Here is a 15,556-nt window from a genome sequence, read left to right on the forward strand (position 1 = left end):
CAACCGCTCTATTTACGATCCGCCAACACTTTATTTACTTCATCCGTTACTTCCTGACCTCCGGCTTTTAGCCAGCTATCCTTGAAATTTTCAAAATCTTTACCCGTGTTCGCTTCTCCTGTAATCGCCTTGATAACAAACGTATCTTGTAACGTCTTCAGATTGCCCCAATACTTGGGTTTGCTTGTCAATACCGCTGGGCCTAGTACATCAAGCAATGGTGTAACACCTGGAGTGATCTTGTCTCTCAAATATAGCAATTCTTGTTTTACCGTATGTTTTTCCATTGAAGTGTCTGTGGAGCTAAGTGGATTATAGAAATTGCCCGCTCCCATCTTCGGAGCACTAACCTCTTCATCCGCTTTTGGAATGGCAAGGTCCCCTTCCATATCATAGCTCACCCCCAATTGACCGAAACCTGTCAGCAGAAAACCTTCGGAATCCGTAGACACATATTCAAGAATTTCCATAATTTTATGGCGTTTTTTCTCATCCTTTTCGAGTTGAACACCGAACAATACTGGCGCCTGTCTTGCACCATACGCGAATGAATAAGCAACGCCATCTGGAGCTGTAAACGGCTTGCCAGGCACGAATATTTGACCTTTCTCTAGACCAGGTTTTGCGACAAACCCAGATTCTTTATAAAAATTGCCCCACTTCCCGTTATCCACCATACCCACTTTTTGATCAGCAAATTTAATATTGATTTCGTTATTATCACTAGTTATGAATTCAGGATCAATCAGACCCGCTTTGTACCATTTGCTCAATAACGCCAATGCTGATCGTGTCTCTTCTGTAACGCCTCCATAAACTACGTTCCCGGAAGCATCCTTCTTGAATTGATAAGGGGAAACAGCATAGGCTGAGAACACACTTGTGAACAATTGTTCTGGAAGCTTGCCGCGGCCGATTAAGCCGTAAGTATCTTTCTTCCCATTTTTGTCCGGATCTTCATTAACAAATTTGGTGAGTACATCTTCAAGCTCTTCCAATGTCTTGGGTGGTTCTGAGTAGCCAATATTTTTCAGCCAGGCTTCATTATAGCCCGGAATAAATCCATCAAGACCACCTGGCCAAATTTTCGGGATCCCCCAGTTTTTTTCGTTGTATAAGCCTACGCCCCATGCCCCGGAATCAACGGAATCCAATGCTGCTGCATATTTCGGCATCAGGGATTCAATTTCAGCCTTATCAATTGTCGCAATGATCCCTTGATCTGCCCATTGCACCATATCCGTTTCGTTTGCATCGACCGGGAAGATATCAGGAATATCTCCAGAAGCTAGAAGCACCGAAAATTGTTCTTTCCAAGTTCCACGTTCCAATTTAATATTTTTGATTTTTACATTAAATTTCTTCTCTAGCTCGGTTTGCACATAGTTACCGTCTTCTTCTGGCGTATTAAAGTTGTTCGCCCAAATAATTTCAATCGGAGCTTCAGCTGCTGATGTCCCCCCTTGACCTTGATTCGTCGGCTTAGCTTCGTTAGTGCTATTATTCGCCGCATTCCCGCCACAACCACTCATGACAAGTGAAGCCGATAGGGCTATCGCAGCAATTTCCAACCATTTCTTGGATGTATGCCTCATATTCTTTTATTTCCTCCCTTTTCTTGTTCATCTATATATTTAGACAGCTCGCGGATATAGCGGACTGTTTAAACCATTCTGAGTCTTCTAACCCTTAAGTGATCCAACCATAATTCCTTTGACGAAGAAACGTTGCAGGAATGGATAGATCATTAATATAGGCAGCGCTGTAAACATAATAATAGCTGCTTTGACCATTTCAGGAGCCTGCTCATTAGTAGGAAGTGGTAACATCGGATCTCCTTCGGCTGAAATAACAAGCCGTCTTAAGAAGAGCTGCAGTACAATCTTTGATTGATCCTGCATATATAACATTGCATCAAACCAAGCGTTCCAGTGCCCTACTGCAGTCCATAGGGCTAATGTTGCTAGAACAGGCTTCGACAGCGGAATAACAATCGTAAATAAGATCCGCATATCATTAGCCCCATCTATTTTAGCTGAATCCTCCAGTTCCTCCGGTATACCCATAAAGAAATTTCGCAGGAGCAGAAGATTAAACGTGCTGAGCAGGCCGGGGACAATATAAACCCATAACGAATTTATAAGTCCCAGACTTTTGATTAGCAGATAGGTAGGGATAAGCCCGCCGCCAAAAAACATCGTTACAACAATGAACATTGTATAAAATCCCCGGTGCGGCAAATATTTGCGAGACAGCGGATATGCTCCCAGTGACAGAAACACCAGTGTCAGAGCCGTTCCTACAACTGTGCGAAAAACCGTATTTCCCATCGTTTGCCAGACCGTATCAGTTGTCAGTACACGCTTCCAAGCAAAGAAGGAAACTTCTTTAGGATAGAAATGAATTCCCGGCCGAAGGGCTTCCGCAGGTGTGCTAAATGATATAGAGAGCACATGCAAGAAGGGATAAATCATCGTAATACAAAGAATGATTACAAATAGGATTAGAAAGACTTGGAATACTTTTTCACCAGTGGATAGCTTCAATTGTAGTTACTCCTTCCTTACATTCATTCATTAATAAAGACCTTCCTGCCCCATTTTTTTCGTTATGAAGTTTGCAAATAACACCAGGATAAGACCCACCACATTTTTAAATAATCCAACAGCCGTCGTTAGACTGAACTGAAAGTTTTGCAGACCTATCCGGTACACATAAGTATCTAACGTATCCGCCACCCCATATACAGCTGGTGAATAAAGTGTTAAGACTTGATCGAAGCCAGCATCCAGCACACTCCCTACCCGAAGAATAAGCAGAATAGCAATCACCGGCAGGATCGAAGGAATGGTGATAAATAACGTTTGTTTCCAGCGATTGGCTCCGTCCAGAACTGCAGCTTCGTACATTTGGGAATCAATGCTTGCTAATGCAGCTAAGTATATAATCGTTCCCCAGCCGATTTCCTTCCATATTCCTGACATAACGAGCGTAAAGCGGAAATATTTCTCGCTGCCTAAAAAGTAAATGGGATCAAAGCCGAGCCACTGAATAATATAATTGACCACACCCGAATTCGGAGATAACAGAGTGATCAATATCCCCCCAATAACGATCCAGGATAAAAAATGGGGTAAATAGGAAATCGTCTGTGCAACCTTCTTGAAGAAGGAAAACCTAAGTTCGTTAAATAACAGCGCCAATATAATCGGTGCAGGAAAACCAAAGATGATATGGTAAAAACTGATAATAAGCGTGTTCTTAATAATTTTCCAAAAGTCGGGTGAAGCTGTGAACAAATATTCGAAATGCTTAAAGCCGACCCAAGGACTTCCCCAAATTCCATCACGAATAAAATAATCTTTAAAAGCCAGTTGAATGCCATACATCGGGCCATAAGCAAATACGGTATACCAGATGATCACGGGAGCTAGTAATAAGAATAAATATTTGTTTTTTTTGTATTGGCGCCAAGTATGTGTCCACCTCGAGACTTTCGGCTTAAGATTCTCTCCCTGTTTTTGAATGCCAGCAGTGCTTGCCGGGTTCATAGTTGTTTTCTCCTTCCGAATACGATTTTGCGTTAAGACTGTGTCTGAACACCCCTTACGTTAGGGTATTGTAAGCGCTTTTTCTATTGTAAATTCATTAAAATCAGTAAATTATCTTCGTATTGGGGCTATAATTTTTCAAACAAAAGAAAAGACAATCGCGAGACGATTGCCTTTTCCACATGGATTAGAGAATTATGCACTTGAATGGCTCGAATGGTTTGCATTGCCTGCATTCCTATACTGGACCGGTGTAACTCCGTAACGTGTTTTGAATTTGTTGTGAAAATATTGCGGGTTACGATAACCCACCTGAGCAGAAATCTCAGCCACGGACAGCTGCTTTTTTTCTCTTAATAAATCAGCCGCCTTCTCCAACCGCACTCGGGTTACATATTCAGTGAATGATTCATTCATAACGGTTCCGAACAAGGTAGAAATATACGATGGCGCCAACGAAGCAACCTCAGATAATTTATTTAGCGATAAATCCTCTTGAATATTATCATCGATAAAGATTTTTAATTTATGAATGATCTCCGTATGTGCGTGATTACCTGACTCTTGAATATAAGCTGTAATTTGTGCTGATAAATCACGAATGGAATCAAGTGTTTCGGCCAACGTTTCCTTTTTGAACTCATCGAACAGACTGGAAGGCGAAACGATTTGTTGCAGATCAAGCTCAATAATGGTCTGATACAGAACCGTAACCAACTGAAGCAAGCCTAACTCAACCGTCTCCAATTGGACATCACCTTTCTCCAGGACCCTCTGGAAATCGTCCATAAACCTATTCATCGTAACGTCATTGCCTGCCTTTAATGCATTTTTATAAAGATCAAAAGAGAATAAGTGTGGCGTAACATCGTTGAGCGGGATATGTGAATACCGCACAATAGCTTCCGAACCATAGATAAACCGATAACGATAGGCATGTAAGGCATTTTGATACGAAAAGGGGATTTCTTCAGGTGCCTGAACCTTCGATCCAAGCGCTGCTCCAAAGTGTAGTTGCTCGGGCAATCCATTTTTTATAAGCTCCAGCTCCTTCAATAATAAAAGCTCCAGCTCTTCGGGATCCTTATTCAACTCACTGAAATAGATAAGCGCCGCTTCCTGGGTATTCAAGCTGACGAATTTATAAAAGCTATAGGCAGCATGCTGTTCATAAAAAGCCCTGAATTCCTCGCAATCTCCCTTGGTTATACGAATATAGCTAGTCATGTAATAACATTGCAAAGGTAAATAATCGTAGTAATCCGAGCCAGCACCTGCACCTAATACCAGATTTTTTAGTTCATTCACTTTAGCTTTAGATTCTAAGGTTTCGATTTTTTGACCTAGCTTTGAGATTGTACTACCAATAATAGCAAACTCATTTTGCGAATAGTTTACGGTGCCTGGATGATAAAAGCTGCGAACATTGTTTACAAGCTTCTTCATAGGAACATATACACGTTTGGAGATCAAATAAGCGAATAGAAGCCCAATTAACAATACCAGGATACAGCTGACAAATATTTGACTCTTCAGCTGCTTTGATGAGGATACAAATGAATTCATAGGCCGTATTAATACGTATTTCCATTGATTATTCGAGGTTTGGTCATTTTTAAAAGACAGCACATATTTGTCGCGTTTATTATAATGAATTTCCTTATTATTCCCCGCTGACTCCATCCATTGCTTAGCAGTCTTAAGCCCCTCTTCGACGTTCGAGCCCGTATGGATAATAGGGCTGCCCTTTTCATCAAAAGCATATAGCTTTTCCATCGGCGAGCTCATCGTGCTGGAGATCATTTTATTGATGTATTCTAAGCTAACGTCAATATACATGGTTCCGGTTGATGTTTTTGATAAAGCACCGTAGGGAAGGGCGATTGCGTAAGTCAACACCTCTTCTTCATCCGATAACGTTCTATAAGTCCAGCGGTTTAAGGCTGGTGTAACTGATGTTTTTAAGAAGGAAGCATCTGGAGAATTGTCCAGCTTCGAATAAAACTGGCTGTTATCGATGATATAATTACCTTTCTCGAAGTATGTGGATATTTTGTAAACGCCTTCATTAGTAAGCTTGAAAATTTCGAGATCCTTGCGAAAAGCTAATATTCTGCTCGTATTACCTTCCCATTCACTGTCCAGTAAATAATTCAGCATAGATTGATTCTCTAACGACAAGGTAGACACTGCTCGGTTGCGGATACTGTTTTCGTATTTTTGCAGCAGTGTATTTTCCACAAAATCACTTGAAGTCATCAGTCGTTGCTTGCTGTCTCTGGCAATCTCATCCACCATTAAGCGATTAGCCTGAACATACAGATAACTGCCCACAAGTCCGATTAAAACAACGGCTAATAATGTGAATGAAAAAATCAGATGGGTAAACAATGTGCCTCCATTTCTTAGTCTGCCGCCGATCTTCATCACAAGCCCCCCTTTAGTTCATAACCCTATCTCTGTAACTTTCTAAATTGAAAGCATTTATAATTAAAGATACTAAAATGCACCAACTTTAGCCATTATAAAATCTTCTGTTTAAAGATAACGCATCTTTATAAAACCGAAAAAAACAGGCTTCCCCGAAATTAATCGCTGGAAACCTGTTTATTAACCTATACGAGATAAAAGTAACTTCAATGCCCCCGCTCCCTTTTTAAATATTCCTTCACCCATGCAATCCATTCTAACCTGTGCGTATACACAAGGATTACAAAGCTCCCAAGCCATACCCATAGGATAGGAGCAGACCACTTACTGATGCACAAATAGACAAAAAGGAGCAGCATTCCGCTAACCACTTGCACACCATCCGAGACAGGTGAATTTCCTCTGCTTTTGTACCCGCTGCCGAGCACTTTCAACACTGCCAGGATGACCGCTAACGCTAAAGAGGCTTTGAATCCTGTCAATGCACTCCATACCCCAAAGGTTACGGCAATCGCCTTCCCTCCTTTTCCTTTAAGAAATGGAGAGAAGGCATGACCGGCAATAGGAGCTAAGGCAAGCGGAATAATGAAATAACCCTGACTATAATGGCTTCCCATTACCCATAAAAGAGGCAGATATCCTTTTAAAAAATCCAACAACACCCCAAAAATTCCGAATTTATACCCAGATGACTTCCAGAGATTCAAAGCCCCCGGATTACCGTCGCCTATGACCTTTAAATTCTTTTTACGCGCCAGCCCAAGCCAATAGGAAAACATAAGAGATCCCGACAAAAATAAACCCGCAACCCACAATATGATCATTAGTCCCTATGGCCTCCCACCTGGATATGCCTTCCTTTCCAGCTTACATGCCTCAGAAAAACGACCTGATATATCGAATAAAGCATAATCAAGATAAAGAAAAGAGTAGCAACCACGTGAAATACTGGAATGACGATGCCAAAAACCCCTACATATTTAATAAAATAAAAGAGCTGGAACATATAAAGGAGATAACCAAAAAGTAACGGCAATCCCCAAGAAGTATTCGCAAAAATAAACACAGTTTCTGAGATGATGAGCCCGACCACCCAAAGTGCAATTGGAATAATCGTCCGCGGGCTTAACGTTGAGGTGCTTAAGACAGCCCCTTTACTGAAGCCTTCAATTTCACTTTTTATCCCCTTCGGATACATACGAAAAGATACTAAGCCATAACCGATAAAATTTCTAATGGGAACACCTGCCGCGATAAACTTCTCTCCTAAAGACAAATCATCCAGCACTTCAGATCTAATGCTTTGATGGCCATTAACCTTTTCATAATCCTGCCTTAAAGCTAGAATACACGAACCGTATAATCCTTTTTTGGCGTTATTCTTTTCAAAAACGGAGGTGAATGTGAAGATCCCCAGCATATTCATAATTAAGGCAAGTTTCTCAAACAGCTTTTCTGTATGATGAAAAGGAACTACCGAAATGACACCTTTCGATAGCTCCCTTGCTTTTAATAATGAGGCCAGAGCGTTAGGCTTTAACCGGATATCTGCATCCAGAAAAGCAAAAATATCGCCCGAGGCTTGCAAATATCCATTCCATACTGCCCAGCTCTTGCCCGTCCATCCCTCAGGGAGACTGCTATTTGCAATAACCTTAACTCCACAGCTTTCGGCAATTTCCTTGGTCCGATCCTCCGAGAAGTCATCCACAACAATAATTTCATAGGGGGTAATGGTTTGGAGCTGGAGTGAGTCGAGCAGAAGACGCAAATTATATTCTTCATTCCTTGCGGGGATGATGATGGACAATTTCTCCGGTCCTTGAAAATATTCTTGATCAGCGGCCAATATATTCTTTCTAAACAATATAAAACCGGAGAGACATCCAACACCTATAATAATTAACAACCACATGTACAGCTCCCCCCTCCTATAGCTATATATATGAAGGGTTAGTCCGTAATATATTCAATTCAAATTTAACCGACATTTACTTTTGCTGAGTAATGATTAAGCTTTTCTGTACACAAGAGCATAACGATGGCAAAAAAAACGATCATCGCAGGAAAAATACCCAGCGTGAATTTCGAAGCTAATAAGCCGATAAAAGGCGGCATCAGCGTGGTGCCGGTATAAGCTGTTGCCATCTGAAAGCCCATAATTGACTGAGCATGTCTCTTCCCGAATCGTTCAGGGGTTTCATGTAGCATACACGGAAAAATGGGGGCTAACCCTAAACCTATAATCATAAATCCTACAAGTGAAACTATAGTTGGAAGCGGCAATACTAACAGCACCGTACCGATTAAAGCAATGAGTTGACCATATCGAATAAGCTGTTTATTACTCATTTTAAAAGTAATGAAACCCGTCACCATTCTACCAAAAGTAATCCCTAGATAAAAAAACGATACCCATGTCGCTGCAGTTGATGCAGGAATATCTTTAATGTTTACAAGAAAGCTGCTCCCCCATAACCCCATACTCGTTTCTATGGCAGAATAAAATAAAAAGGTTAACATCGCTAGCTTCACCCCTCTTAATTTCCAAGGTTTTGTGTTCTCTCCGGCATGCTCTAGCTCCGGATGATTGAACTCGGGATCACTTTCAGCATTCGGGTGGTTATTACTCCCAGCCACTCTATCCCATAAAGGCAGTGTAACGAATAGAATAATGACTAAGCTCAATTGTATGTAAGCAACCGTAAGATAACCTTGCCGCCATAGACCTTCACCAGAGATAAAAGAGCCCATAATAATAGGACCCAGCGTGGCGCCCACTCCCCAGAAACAATGTAACCAACTCATATGATGGGCTTTATAGTGCGTAGCAACATAACTATTTAATCCGGCATCTACAGATCCCGCACCTAAACCGAGTGGAATCGCAGCAACAATTAACCACACTAACGAAGGTGACCATGCAAAACCAAGCAACGCTACAGCAGTCATGATGCAGCTAACAAGAGTCACTTTCCCCGTACCAAAACGTTTAAGGATAATGCCACTCATCAAACTGGACACTATTGTGCCTACTGCAATGACCATCGAAAGAATTCCAGCCGTACCTAATGAAGCATTTAAGTCCATTCTCATCACTGGCCAAGCGGATCCAAGCAATGAATCTGGCAAGCCTAAACTAATAAAGGCTAAATAAATAATAATAAGAAAAAAAGTTGCCATAGTTATCTCCTTAATTGTTCTCATCTATTTGTTGTGAAACTAATAATCCTAATCCAAGACTTTGTAATCCATTCAGATAATCACGCTTCAAGTTACTCACCGCTAACGCAGGAAGATGCTCCTTCGGAACGTATGTGCCACTTCGCTCAGCGATTTGATTAAGCATAGCTGGAGCTAATTCATCCTCACAAAAAATAATATAATGCGGATTCAAAATAGAAGTCATAGTAGCCACTAATCGACTAATCGCATCCACGCTTTGATTCGATTGCATATTTGATCCACCAGGATCTCCAGTTAATGCCTCTATGAAATTTCTATTGTCATACTGGGGCAAGAATTGAACTTCCCCTGAAAAAAACGTCTTTCCTCGCACAATTTCACCATTGACCGCGATCCCAGCTCCCGGACCATTTTTCCCTAAATACAGATACATTAGAGAAGTATTCTCTTTCAAATTTCGTTGCGTCATATAGCCGATTACAGCCGCATTCATATCATTTTCCACGATTGTCGGAATGGATAGTTGATCTTCTATGTGTTTTCTCAAATCTAAATTCTGATATTTCTCATAACCCGGAATCAGAAAAATCTGCCCATGATTCACCGCACCTGGAACTCCAATAGCCACAGAATGGATTTTAGGATTGGCCTTTTTTTCATCTTCAATAAGCGTGACCAGTTTACTAACATCTTCCTCAAGAATACTGGGCAAACTCCCTTCTTTGATTACCTCACCAATGCAATTATAGATGGTATAATTCGTTTCATTTTTTTCCAAAAAAATAGCCATACCTAACCGATAATTCGGATTGTAGGCATATCTTATTGCCCTTCTTCCACCACTTGACTCATCCAGACCGCTGATCGTTATTTCCCCTGCCTCTTCCATCTGCATTAGAAATTTACTTATCGTCGGGAAACTATATTGTAATTTATGGCTTAACTCTGCCTTCGTTGCTTTTCCTAGTTCTAATAATGCTGTTCGAATATTTCGGATAATTTCAGATTTCATTTGCAGTGAAGGAAGTCGTTTCTCACTCGCCATGGCTCTCCCACCTATAGTCATACTGACTTATTAAACGCATTTAATAAGTCAGTATGACTATAGCAGCAATTAGATCTATCGACAAGTTAATTCTTGAATGAAGATCCTTCAGTAGGGGGTAGATTGAATCAAGGAGGGCGCGTCGACACAGCAAAAAAGAGGGGTAGCCCCCTCTTAGTATTTTTGCATATTCCGTTTCTACTTATTGAAACTATCTACTCTTATTTCTCATCTAACCACAAAATCGCTGTAACGCCACGCGGATAATATTTACTGCCCGTGATCTCACCGGAAATAATCTGATCGCTCCAGCTCCAAATCGACAACTCCGGATGGGTAAGCCAAGCTACGTGAGCACGATCCGCTGCCGCTCCCCGTTCCTCCCATTCCAATCCCAGAATGCTGCGGGCGATGAACTGGGAGAGATAGATTTTGCTGAGCCAGCTATTGTTGCTAGTTGAGGAGATTTTCCAACCTCCGTCTTCGAATAAGCATACTCCCGGCTGTAACACCGCATGCAGATGCTTGTCGAGTGCGCCAATATAGGCGGCGAACCGTCCATTACGATCAAGAGCTTCTTTGCAGCCTGTAAAGTAAGGGAACACAAGACCTTCGATAGCTGGAATGATCTTGGAGTCATTGCCTTCTCCAATGACAGCCGGAATATACCCGTCTGCTGTAACACTTGCCACCATTGTTGTGGCGCATTTTTCAGCCTGATCACCTGCTGTTTTGGACTGTTCCGCACGCCCAAGCTCTGCAAATATTTTCTCCATAGCCAAGTAAGCAGCCCAGCATTTTCCTGCCAGATAAATATTGTTACGAGCCTGACCTAAAGACACATCCAGACTGTCATACGTAGTAATTTCTGCTCCGCCCATCGTACGTGAGCTATCAAGCCCCATGACACCATTTCTTTGTTCAGGATCTGGATGATCGCGATTTACCATGCTATTCAGGCATTTCTCCATAATACTGAGATTACGTTCCATCCAGCCCCGGTCGCCTGTATGCTCTACATAAGTTGCTGCACTCAGCACCCAGTTAACCAATTGTTCATGTGTCATATGTGAGAAACAACCATCAATGCCATAGACCTCATAAGCAGAATATCCCGGACGTGAAACTACGTTGGCTACACCCATATCATGTGTGAAGCTAATTCCACCTGGATACTCTGTATCCTCACCCGGGAAACGCACCGTATCTTCGTAGCTGAATCTTTCCACGAACATATCCAGTTCATTACGTACAGTCCAAGGATTCAAACGCAGCTCATAAAATAACTGATCGACGGTAAGATCGAAGGTATTCATCATCCGGTATTCGCCTTCGTTGACGATCCAAAATGGCTTATTCTTGTAGTCCAGCAATTGCGTGGAGCCATAATAACTACGAATCGCATGCGCTAACATAAAGGTTTGATCTGCGGATAGGTCATCATGAGTAAATCTATCGTTAGCTTGCTCCGCTTCTTGCTTAAGGATATCAAATCTAGCTAATGCATATGCAGCCACTGCCTCTATATTGTTGAAAAAATGATTATAATAATAGGAAGCATCAATTCCTGAGGTGACATAACCTGAACGGTGAAAACAGATAGCAAAGCGGTAAGTTTCTTTTACTCTGGCTGGAACATCCATGATCAAAGCACCGACTCGTCCCAGCCCAAAGGTCCAATTCTCCTGCAGCTCCTCCGTTAGAATATCCTCCATTGTGAAGTGCAGTGCGGACTTTGCAGTTCCTTTTTCCGCAGCAATTGCAATAAATCTTCCTTGGCCAACGCCAGTAATCTCCGATGATACATCATCCAGTCTTCTCATTCCGCTATACACATCTGTTCCCTGAAAACCAAAGAATGCACGGCGCGAGGTTGCGGATGAGGTGTTGTCCACTTCGAGTTCAACCAGCACTGCAGGCAGCAGTACATCCTTCATTTCTTCTATAGAGGCAGTTTCTGGATCGGGTACAGAACGAACGGGGGACAGAATCCGGAAGGTCAAATCACCCGCACTCCAGCTGTCTGTGGCTACATGAAAATCTCTGGAAATCTCACGCTCTTGAAAAGGGAACAGAATATTCTCCTTGTCAGGATTAGGATCCGGATTCTCGATATCATAGCGTTTGCTCTCGTCCTCTCCTCCGATCTCATGAAATGGCAGTGTGTCATATCCCTTCCCATCAGCACGTTCTAATCCTATGAATATATTTTGTCTAGGTGGTTTTCCAATCTCCAGATCGAAACCTCCACTAGCTCCTTTGAATCCTAAAGTGAAACTCGCAAATGCACCGATCGGTGAATGATGGGCATTAAAAAATTGATTATGCGACATTAATAATAACACTCCTTCCAGCATGGTCCCGGATACTACCGGGCTATATCTCCATGTTATCGATCTTTCCGGAAGTGCAACAGGGTTAAAGCCTTCTATTATTTGGGCAAATCAAACATCAACAAAAACCTATGTTATAATGAAGCCAAACTTTACAGTAAAAGAGGATTGAAATGATCTCGAATGATCCCGCTTTTCATAATTCTATTGATGGCCAGATGGCTCCAGACATTCAAGCGGCTTTCCATATCTTCGCCGCGCATTGGAGAAAAGTAAATCCGGATTGGCAATATCCCGTACACACTCATCCCATGTTTGAGATTAACGTTGTACTGCAGGGTGAGCAACATATGACGGTCGGCAATAAATCTTTTATCCAGCAAAGCGGTGATATTTTATTCATTCGTCCCGGTGTAGAACATAGCAGCCTCGGTTCGAATGCTAGTCGTGACATGACTTATTACTGCCTGCATTTTGATATTGATGATCTGATTTTACGGCGAGCATTATTAACAGCAGACGCTGTTAGTCTAAGTGGGAATACCCCGGAGCTGCGAGCCATTCGTTCCGCTCTAGATGTGATCATTAATTCTTCCATTCTGTCAGAGTCAAAGGACACACACAGAAATCGTCTGATTACATTGCATGCTTCGCTGCAACTTCTAACCGCGCTCAGCGGCTGGGTACTTTCGGAAATGCCCCTTCTGACAGATACAGAGGCTACGGAAAATACCGTCGCTCTAGCTAACGCGATCGAAGGACTGCTGCAAGAATCTGTCTCCACCGCTGCAAGCACAGGCGAAAGAGGCGGCGGTATTGAGCACATTTCGGCAAAGCTTGGATACAGTACAACTCACTGCAATCGTGTTTTCCACCAAATTTATGGCATGTCGCCAAGACAATATTTATCCCGCTTGATCATTCGTCACGCCAAACTGCTGCTAATGGATAATAACCTATCTGTCGAATCGGTCGCCCACCGGCTGGGGTACCGGGATGTGTCCCATTTCAGCAAGCAATTCAAACGCTGGACAGGTCTCCCGCCAATGGGCTACCGCCGTTTAACCGCGAATCCAAATACGCTTTAGTGATTGTTTCGCTTACAAAAAAAGGGATGTACCCCGCAGCCCACTAAGTGGTTACAGGATATATCCCTTTTATGAATTAACCCTTCGTTGCACCAGACGCAATCCCCTTAACAAAATACTTCTGCAAGGCGATAAACACAATCAGCACAGGTACAACCGACATTGCTGTTCCTGCAAAAATCATATCCCAACGTGAGGAGAATTCTCCGATATAACGGTAAATTTCCACGACCATAGTTTTAGCCTGTCCTGAAGGCAATACCAGCATCGGCATCAGGAAATCATTCCAGATTCCAAGTCCGTTTAAGACCACCATACTGGCTGTGACGGGTCCTAGCAGCGGGAAAACAATTTTCCAGAATATCGCATAACGAGAACATCCGTCGATCTCCGCCGCTTCTTCAATTTCTCTAGGAATGCCTTTGACAAAGCTTGTATACAGCAGGCATCCAAAGCCCACCGCACCGGCTACATAAATTAGAATTGGACCGGCAAGGCTGCCGTATAACCCCAGCATTCTAAGCTCTTTAAACAGAGGAATCATATACGCCTGAAAAGGGATCATCATTCCTGCTAAAAAGTAAACGAACATGAACCGAGTCCATCTGGCATTTCTGCGTTCAATTGCGTAGCCCGCCATCGGAATAATCAAGACCTGTGCCGCAATAGAAACTGCTGTCAAAATCAGACTATTCAGAATAGCCCGTGGAAACTCTGTTTCGGTTAACAGATATTTAAAGCTGTCCAGATAAAGGGTTTTCGGAAAAGCGATTGCATCCTTCATAATCTCTGCATTACTCTTGAAGGCTGACATTAAATTAAAGAAAATAGGAAAGAAAAAGATAATAGCCACTAATAATGTAACAATGAAAAGTGCGATTTGCCCAACTCTTTTGCGTGTCTGCATCGTCATCTTAGAGCTGCACCTCCCGCTTCTGGAGAACCTTCACTTGGAAGACTGTAATGATGAGTATGATTAAGAACAAGACCATCGCCAGTGCAGTACCAAAACCTTGTCTTAATTCACCAAACCCGACTTTATAAATAATATAAGTTAATGTCTCCGTCTCAAAGCCCGGACCACCATCGGTCATGACGGCAATCTGATCAAAAATCTTCAAGGCGCTGATCATCGATAATACCATACATACAGTCATTGACCCCGCAAGCAGCGGAAAGGTAATATGCCGGAACTGTTGCCAGCCCCCTGCCCCATCAATACTGGCCGCCTCATTTAATTCCTGCGGAATGCCTTGCAATCCAGCGAGGTAAATGATCATATAATAACCCGCGCCTTTCCAAACGGTAGACAAAATAATCGACAGCATCGCATATTTAGGATTGCCCAACCAATCCACAATCCAGCTTCCGAGTCCAACAGACTCCAGGATCTGATTAAATACACCAAAGTTGTAATTCAGGATCATCGCCCAGACGAAACCCATTACGATCCCACTAAGCAACGTAGGGAAATAAAATACACTTCTGAATAAATTCCGGAACCAGCGTACCTTATCGACCATCATAGCCATTGCAATTGCTGCAATATTCTCTAGAACAACAAGTGAAATGGTCATGATCATCGTATTTTTCAGTGCGTTATGCACCCTTGGACTATTCCAAATTTCCACAAAGTTAGCGAAGCCGATATACCTTACGTTTTCGCTAATGCCATCCCATGAGGTGAAGCTTAAATAGACACTCCCAACCGTTGGGACGATAACGAACAAGGTGTACAAAATAAATGATGGTAATATGAACAGCAGAGCGTAGGACTGCCATTTTTTCTTTTTCTTTTTCTGCTGCACAGTGCCTATCAATGACTTGTCAGCATTTACTGCGGATGTAGCCATGGCTACTCTCCCTCCCTTAAAGACCGCGCTTGTTAAAAAGAGAACCTCTGCAGCAGCAGAGGTTGCTCGA

At 42.4% G+C, this 15,556-nt stretch carries 12 protein-coding genes; 1 reads left to right on the plus strand and 11 read right to left on the minus strand.

Annotated features, from left to right (window positions below):
* Nucleotides 1–8: 8 nt before the first annotated feature.
* From NSQ66_RS17655 to NSQ66_RS17695, 9 genes are all read right to left on the minus strand, one after another.
* Nucleotides 9–1,595 (minus strand): extracellular solute-binding protein, encoded by a 1,587-nt coding sequence (locus tag NSQ66_RS17655; RefSeq protein WP_076141894.1) that lies wholly within the window; start codon nucleotides 1,593–1,595, stop codon nucleotides 9–11.
* Between the two features lie 87 nt (nucleotides 1,596–1,682).
* Nucleotides 1,683–2,546, minus strand: coding sequence for a carbohydrate ABC transporter permease (locus NSQ66_RS17660; RefSeq protein WP_036688266.1), 864 nt, complete (start codon nucleotides 2,544–2,546; stop codon nucleotides 1,683–1,685).
* Nucleotides 2,547–2,576: 30 nt separating this feature from the next.
* Nucleotides 2,577–3,551 (minus strand): ABC transporter permease subunit, encoded by a 975-nt coding sequence (locus NSQ66_RS17665; RefSeq protein WP_036688267.1) that lies wholly within the window; start codon nucleotides 3,549–3,551, stop codon nucleotides 2,577–2,579.
* 195 nt (nucleotides 3,552–3,746) lie between these two features.
* Complete coding sequence (locus tag NSQ66_RS17670) at nucleotides 3,747–5,978, minus strand: helix-turn-helix domain-containing protein (RefSeq protein ID WP_076141893.1); 2,232 nt, start codon at nucleotides 5,976–5,978, stop codon at nucleotides 3,747–3,749.
* Nucleotides 5,979–6,187: 209 nt separating this feature from the next.
* On the minus strand, nucleotides 6,188–6,805 hold the full coding sequence (locus tag NSQ66_RS17675) for a glycerol-3-phosphate acyltransferase (protein ID WP_076141892.1): 618 nt from the start codon (nucleotides 6,803–6,805) through the stop codon (nucleotides 6,188–6,190).
* Complete coding sequence (locus NSQ66_RS17680; protein WP_076141891.1) at nucleotides 6,805–7,896, minus strand: glycosyltransferase; 1,092 nt, start codon at nucleotides 7,894–7,896, stop codon at nucleotides 6,805–6,807. Before NSQ66_RS17680 ends, NSQ66_RS17675 begins: the two co-directional genes overlap by 1 nt.
* Nucleotides 7,897–7,961: 65 nt before the next feature.
* Nucleotides 7,962–9,164 (minus strand): MFS transporter, encoded by a 1,203-nt coding sequence (locus tag NSQ66_RS17685; protein ID WP_036688277.1) that lies wholly within the window; start codon nucleotides 9,162–9,164, stop codon nucleotides 7,962–7,964.
* 10 nt (nucleotides 9,165–9,174) lie between these two features.
* Nucleotides 9,175–10,179 carry an ROK family protein gene (locus tag NSQ66_RS17690; protein WP_256720300.1) on the minus strand — a complete coding sequence of 335 codons (1,005 nt, stop codon included), beginning with the start codon at nucleotides 10,177–10,179 and terminating at the stop codon, nucleotides 9,175–9,177.
* Between the two features lie 254 nt (nucleotides 10,180–10,433).
* Nucleotides 10,434–12,545 (minus strand): glycoside hydrolase family 52 protein, encoded by a 2,112-nt coding sequence (locus NSQ66_RS17695; RefSeq protein ID WP_036688283.1) that lies wholly within the window; start codon nucleotides 12,543–12,545, stop codon nucleotides 10,434–10,436.
* A 173-nt stretch (nucleotides 12,546–12,718) separates the two neighbouring features.
* Between NSQ66_RS17695 and NSQ66_RS17700 the strand changes: the two genes are divergently transcribed.
* Nucleotides 12,719–13,633 carry a helix-turn-helix domain-containing protein gene (locus NSQ66_RS17700; RefSeq protein ID WP_076141889.1) on the plus strand — a complete coding sequence of 305 codons (915 nt, stop codon included), beginning with the start codon at nucleotides 12,719–12,721 and terminating at the stop codon, nucleotides 13,631–13,633.
* A 76-nt stretch (nucleotides 13,634–13,709) separates the two neighbouring features.
* On the opposite strand, the gene NSQ66_RS17705 is transcribed toward NSQ66_RS17700, so the two are convergent.
* Both NSQ66_RS17705 and NSQ66_RS17710 read right to left on the minus strand, forming a co-directional pair.
* Entirely contained in the window at nucleotides 13,710–14,546 is an 837-nt protein-coding gene (locus tag NSQ66_RS17705; RefSeq protein ID WP_170914270.1) for a carbohydrate ABC transporter permease, read from the minus strand.
* Nucleotide 14,547: 1 nt separating this feature from the next.
* Nucleotides 14,548–15,486, minus strand: a complete 939-nt coding sequence (locus NSQ66_RS17710; protein WP_076141888.1) for a sugar ABC transporter permease — start codon at nucleotides 15,484–15,486, stop codon at nucleotides 14,548–14,550.
* Nucleotides 15,487–15,556 lie beyond the last annotated feature (70 nt).

The sequence above is a fragment of the Paenibacillus sp. FSL H3-0329 genome, assembly GCF_037963285.1.
Lineage (GTDB): Bacteria > Bacillota > Bacilli > Paenibacillales > Paenibacillaceae > Paenibacillus_AQ > Paenibacillus_AQ odorifer.

Coding starts and splice junctions, on each gene's coding strand:
- NSQ66_RS17655 (WP_076141894.1), bottom strand. CDS start 1,595: ATGAGGCATACATCCAAGAAATGGTTGGAAATTGCTGCGATAGCCCTA.
- NSQ66_RS17665 (WP_036688267.1), bottom strand. CDS start 3,551: ATGAACCCGGCAAGCACTGCTGGCATTCAAAAACAGGGAGAGAATCTT.
- NSQ66_RS17670 (WP_076141893.1), bottom strand. CDS start 5,978: ATGAAGATCGGCGGCAGACTAAGAAATGGAGGCACATTGTTTACCCAT.
- NSQ66_RS17675 (WP_076141892.1), bottom strand. CDS start 6,805: ATGATCATATTGTGGGTTGCGGGTTTATTTTTGTCGGGATCTCTTATG.
- NSQ66_RS17680 (WP_076141891.1), bottom strand. CDS start 7,896: ATGTGGTTGTTAATTATTATAGGTGTTGGATGTCTCTCCGGTTTTATA.
- NSQ66_RS17685 (WP_036688277.1), bottom strand. CDS start 9,164: ATGGCAACTTTTTTTCTTATTATTATTTATTTAGCCTTTATTAGTTTA.
- NSQ66_RS17690 (WP_256720300.1), bottom strand. CDS start 10,179: ATGAAATCTGAAATTATCCGAAATATTCGAACAGCATTATTAGAACTA.
- NSQ66_RS17695 (WP_036688283.1), bottom strand. CDS start 12,545: ATGTCGCATAATCAATTTTTTAATGCCCATCATTCACCGATCGGTGCA.
- NSQ66_RS17700 (WP_076141889.1), top strand. CDS start 12,719: ATGATCTCGAATGATCCCGCTTTTCATAATTCTATTGATGGCCAGATG.
- NSQ66_RS17705 (WP_170914270.1), bottom strand. CDS start 14,546: ATGACGATGCAGACACGCAAAAGAGTTGGGCAAATCGCACTTTTCATT.
- NSQ66_RS17710 (WP_076141888.1), bottom strand. CDS start 15,486: ATGGCTACATCCGCAGTAAATGCTGACAAGTCATTGATAGGCACTGTG.